Source organism: uncultured Campylobacter sp., from assembly GCF_937949835.1.
Classification (GTDB): Bacteria; Campylobacterota; Campylobacteria; order Campylobacterales; family Campylobacteraceae; genus Campylobacter_B.
In genome coordinates this window covers 1-4,791 of sequence record NZ_CALEDC010000323.1, presented here as the reverse complement: position 1 = coordinate 4,791, position 4,791 = coordinate 1, and the positions used below count along the sequence as shown (strand labels likewise).

The 4,791-nt window shown below is 51.0% G+C and carries 4 protein-coding genes; 2 read left to right on the top strand and 2 right to left on the bottom strand.

The window, feature by feature from the left end:
• Positions 1 to 631: PepSY domain-containing protein (locus Q0256_RS07370; RefSeq protein WP_297961744.1), on the bottom strand; the 631-nt coding region annotated here is incomplete at its 3' end.
• Positions 632 to 1,010: 379 nt separating this feature from the next.
• Positions 1,011 to 1,373 carry a diacylglycerol kinase gene (locus Q0256_RS07365; protein WP_297961741.1) on the bottom strand — a complete coding sequence of 121 codons (363 nt, stop codon included), beginning with the start codon at positions 1,371 to 1,373 and terminating at the stop codon, positions 1,011 to 1,013.
• A gap of 67 nt (positions 1,374 to 1,440) precedes the next feature.
• Here Q0256_RS07365 and Q0256_RS07360 point away from each other — a divergent pair, with 67 nt between their 5' ends.
• The gene (locus tag Q0256_RS07360; protein ID WP_295152225.1) at positions 1,441 to 2,199 is read left to right on the top strand and encodes an exodeoxyribonuclease III; all 759 of its coding nucleotides are present in this window, start codon (positions 1,441 to 1,443) and stop codon (positions 2,197 to 2,199) included.
• 164 nt (positions 2,200 to 2,363) lie between these two features.
• Positions 2,364 to 4,010 carry a formate--tetrahydrofolate ligase gene (locus Q0256_RS07355; RefSeq protein WP_297961738.1) on the top strand — a complete coding sequence of 549 codons (1,647 nt, stop codon included), beginning with the start codon at positions 2,364 to 2,366 and terminating at the stop codon, positions 4,008 to 4,010.
• The last annotated feature ends 781 nt before the right edge of the window (positions 4,011 to 4,791 follow it).

The window sequence follows — 4,791 nt, the reverse complement described above, 5'->3', positions numbered from 1 at the left end:
ATGCTCCGCTTATAGCTATAGCAAACATTACGGGAGTGCTCGCGACTCCGATTAGGCGGTGAGTGCCGCGCATAAAATATATGGCCCGATCTAGCCTCAGCGAGAATAAGTTTTGCCAAAATTTTTTGTAGATAAAAAAGCCGCTAATGCCGATAAGTAGCGCGCTAAGCCCCACGATACCCGTAAAAATTCTACCGCCGCGACCTAAAAACAGCTCCGCGTGCAGTTTATTTATCGCGCCGATAAAGCCCTCATCTCGCGGCATGGGCGCGCCTTTAATCTCGCCGCTAAAGGCATCTAAGTAAATTATGATCCGCTTTTGCAGTTTCTGAGAGGAAAGTCTGATTTTATCGGTCTTTAAAGGATCTTGCGCGATGCTCCAGCCCATGATCGCATACTCTTTAAATTTGGAATTTATCTCGGATTGCAAAGCGCTGAATTTCATTCTAACGGGGAATTTCGCTATGCTTTCTTGCGTCCTAAACACCTTGTCTTTTAGCAAAACTTCATTGATCTGCTCCGCGTAAACTAAAACCGAGCCGCTTATAGAAATGATTATAAGGGGTATGCAAAATATCAAAGATAGCCACAAATGAAATTTGCGCGAGATTTTGTGAAAGGATTTAGACAAAATTTTCCTTTTTTTGAAAATTATTTTAATTAAGACGGCGTTATTTTAGTGAAAATTGTATTAAAGCATCTTGAAAGTCGTTATAATTTTATAGCTAAAATTTTACGGCGTAAAATTTGCTTGAATGATTTATCTATAGAAATTTTAAAAGCTATTTTAAAATTTTAAGAGCCGAGCGAATATTAAAATTTTCGCGCACAGGAGAGTTTAAATTTAAAGCAAATTTCGGATTTTAAAATTTCAATATCACGCAGGGTCGTGTTTGGGTTGCAGGCGTGGACGATCAACGACTCAAGTGGCTTGCAAATTCCGCACTCGCCAAAAAAACTCTGCGTTGCAGCGATTTAAATCTTTTATCGCGAAATTTGCAATCACGCGATTAAAAGAATTTACCGATAAGCGCGTATCCCCACAGCGCGGCGTTGAGAAATAGGCTCATCATCACGGCCGTGCTTGCGGTGTCTTTGGCGCCCTTGGCTAGCGGGTGGATTTCGCTCGTGGCAAGATCAACCGCGCGCTCTATGGCGGAGTTTATGCACTCAAGCGCGATGGTAAAGACCGCGCCGAAGATCAAAAATAGATTTAGCACCGCGCCGAAATTCCAAAAAAATAGCGACAGCAGGAGCGGGACGAACACGCAAAGCTCGAGTCTAAAGCTACGCTCGCTGCGAAGCATCTCGGCAAGACCTGCCATCGCGTAGCCCCAGTTGGCAAAAAATCGGTATTTGGGCTGATTGCGCATAATTTTCCTTTAAATTTAGTCAAAATTTCGTATAATCATACCAAAATTTTCAGGCCAAAGGCTAAATTTGAAACTGATTAGTTGGAACGTAAACGGATTGCGCGCAGTGCTCGGCAAAGACGGCTTTGCGTGGCTTGCGGAGCAAAACCCCGATTTTTTGGGCTTGCAAGAGATCAAGGTGAGTGAAAAGGACGCTCCAAAAGGGCTTTACGAGCTAGGATTTTCTCAGATCGATCTAAATTCCGCCGCACGCGCGGGCTATTCGGGCGTGGCGAGCCTGGCGAAATTTAAAAGCGAGACGAGCAAGGCGCTGTTTTTCCCCGACGACGAGGGGCGCGTGCTGCAGCACCGCTTCGGCGACGTCGTGCTTTTTAACATCTACTTTCCCAACGGCCAAAAGGACGAGGCGCGGCTAGCCTACAAGATGGAATTTTACGCGAAATTCCTAGCCTACGCGCGCAGCCTTGCGGAGCAGGGGCTCGGGGTGATATTTTGCGGCGACGTGAATACCGCGCACCGCGAGATCGATCTTGCAAACCCCAAAGCAAACTCCAAAACCTCGGGCTTTTTGCCGATCGAGCGCGCGTGGCTCGATGAGGTCGAGGCGGCGGGCTTCGTCGATACCTTCCGTGCCGTGCATGGCGAGCTGCGGGACGCCTACTCGTGGTGGAGCTACCGCTTTAACGCGCGCGCAAAAAACGTAGGCTGGCGGATCGATTATTTTTTCATCTCGGCTAATTTGCGCTCGCGGCTAAAGGACGCTTTCATCCTAAGCGACGTGATGGGCAGCGATCACTGCCCCGTGGGCATCGAGATCGAAATTTAGCCGGGGCAAATTTCGCGCCGCGAGCTTTGATCTTGCGCGGCTCGCGGATTTGTCGCTCGCAGGCGGAGGGTTTTTGTAGAAATTTAACGCTAGCGAGTCCGCGAGGGCTTAATCAGGCAGCGTATAAACGCTGCGCGATAAAATTTTAAATTTAAGGAGAGAAGATGTTGAGCGATATCGAAATAGCAAATGCGGCGAAGCCGGATAAAATTTCAAACGTTGCGAAAAATTTGGGGCTTAGCGAGGATGAGATCGAGCTGTACGGCCACTACAAAGCCAAGCTAAACATCAAGCCGCGCTCGCGCGCTTCGAAGCTTATTTTGGTCACGGCGACCAATCCGACGCCGTTTGGCGAGGGCAAGACGACGACCTCCATCGGCCTAGCCGACGCGCTAAAACGCCTGGGCAAAAGCGTCTGCCTTGCGCTGCGCGAGCCGTCGCTAGGGCCGGTTTTCGGTATCAAAGGCGGAGCCGCGGGCGGCGGGTATTCGCAGCTGGTGCCGATGGACGATCTAAATTTACACTTCAACGGCGATTTTCACGCGATCACCTCCGCAAACAATCTCATTTCGGCGGTCATCGACAACTCGCTGTATCAAGAAAACCCGCTAAAGATCGATAAAATTTTATGGAAGCGCTGCATGGATATGAACGATCGCGCGCTGCGCCACATCACCGTAGGACAGGGCGGACGCACCGACGGAGTACAGCGCGAGGACGGCTTTAATATCACCGCAGCTAGCGAGATAATGGCGGTACTGTGCCTCTCAAACGATCTTGCCGAGCTTAAAGAAAATATCGCAAACATAATGGTCGCCTACGATACGCAGGGAGAGCCGATATATGTGCGCGATCTGGGCTGCGCGGATGCCGTGGCGATCCTGCTAAAAGACGCGATGAAGCCAAATCTCATCCAAAGCCTTGAGCACACGCCCGCGCTCGTGCACGGAGGACCCTTTGCAAATATCGCGCACGGCTGCAACTCCATAATGGCAAGCAAGCTAGCTCTAAGTCTTGCCGATTACGCCGTGACGGAGGCGGGTTTTGGAAGCGAGCTTGGGGCTGAAAAATTTATCGACATCAAGTGCCGCCGCGCGGGCATCGCTCCGGATGCCGCGGTGTTAGTCAGCACGATCCGCTCGCTTAAATACAACGGCGGCGCGGATAAAGAAAGTATCGCGAGCCCGGATCTTGCCGCGCTTCAAAGAGGCATCGTAAATTTAGGCGGGCATATCGAAATTTTACAAAACTTCGGGCTAAATCCTATCGTGGCGCTTAACCGCTTCAGCTTCGATAGCGACGGCGAGATCGCCTTCGTGCGCGATTATTGCAAGCAGCGCGGCGTGCAGATGGCGATTTGCGAAAATTTCGCCAAAGGAGGCGAGGGCGCGCTTGAGCTAGCCCGCCTCGTAGTAGATGAGTGCGAGCGCGCTAAGGAGCTGAAGTTTGCCTACGAGCTTAGCGACGATACGGCGAGCAAGATCGAAAAGATCGCTACTAAAATTTACGGCGCGAGCGAGGTCGTTTTCGAGCCCGAGGCGCAAAAGGCGCTACAGCACATCAAGGCTTTGGGGCTTGAGCGGCTAAACGTCTGCATCGCAAAGACGCAGTATAGCTTCAGCGACGATGCCAAGGCGCTCGGGCGGGCACGCGGCTTTAAGCTCAGCGTCAAAGACCTTCAAATTCGCACGGGAGCGGGCTTCATCGTCGCCGTCTGCGGCAAGATAATGCTTATGCCGGGGCTGCCGAAGGTTCCTAACGCGCTAAATATGAAGATCACTAGCGATGGCGTTATAAGCGGGCTGGCGTGAAATTTTATTTTCGGCGCCCGAAGCCAAAGCCGAAAATTCCGCGCTTGGGCGGTAAAATTTAGCTGCGAGCTTCGGCGGCGATAAATTTTACTTGCAGGTTGCGGCGAGTTTATCGCGCCCCAGTTTTAGTGCGTCATGGTTTTGCTACGCCCCGGTTTTATTGCGCTTGGTTTTAGCCGGTCGAGTTTTGGCTAGTCGGATTAGTCGGATTAGTCGGATTAGTCGGATTAGTCGGATTAGTCGGATTTTAGCGCGCCGAGCTCGGCCCGCGAAATTTCATTAAATTTCGCGCAAGATCTACGCAGAAATTCGGCGCGAAACTTGCGCGGGTTTGCATTTGAAATTTCGCTCGCAAAATTCCGCGCAAAAACCGGGCGCAAGATCTTAAACCGAGCCGCCTGCGAGCTTGCGAACTCACCGCGACGAGATTTAAAATCTCATAACGCATAAGCTCGTCGTGAAATTTAAAATTTCACGCGGCCGCGCACAGTGTCATGTGTCGCTACGAGATTCTAAATTTCATGTCGAGCACACCGTGAAATTAATCCGTCGGTCGCGCAGCAGATCGCCGCACGATCTAAAATTCGCGCTTGCACCGCGACATGCACCGCTGCGAGTTAAATTATGCGGCAGGCGAGCTAAATTTTACGCTCGTACGGATCAGTCATGTTGGCGGAGGTTTGCGGCGCCCAGATTAAATTTTACACACCGCCGTGCATCGCCTGCGGTGGGCGCGGACGTCTGATCCGCTTTGCTTGCAAAGGCGCAGGCGGCTATAGAT

Coding starts and splice junctions, on each gene's coding strand:
- Q0256_RS07365 (WP_297961741.1), bottom strand. CDS start 1,373: ATGCGCAATCAGCCCAAATACCGATTTTTTGCCAACTGGGGCTACGCG.
- Q0256_RS07355 (WP_297961738.1), top strand. CDS start 2,364: ATGTTGAGCGATATCGAAATAGCAAATGCGGCGAAGCCGGATAAAATT.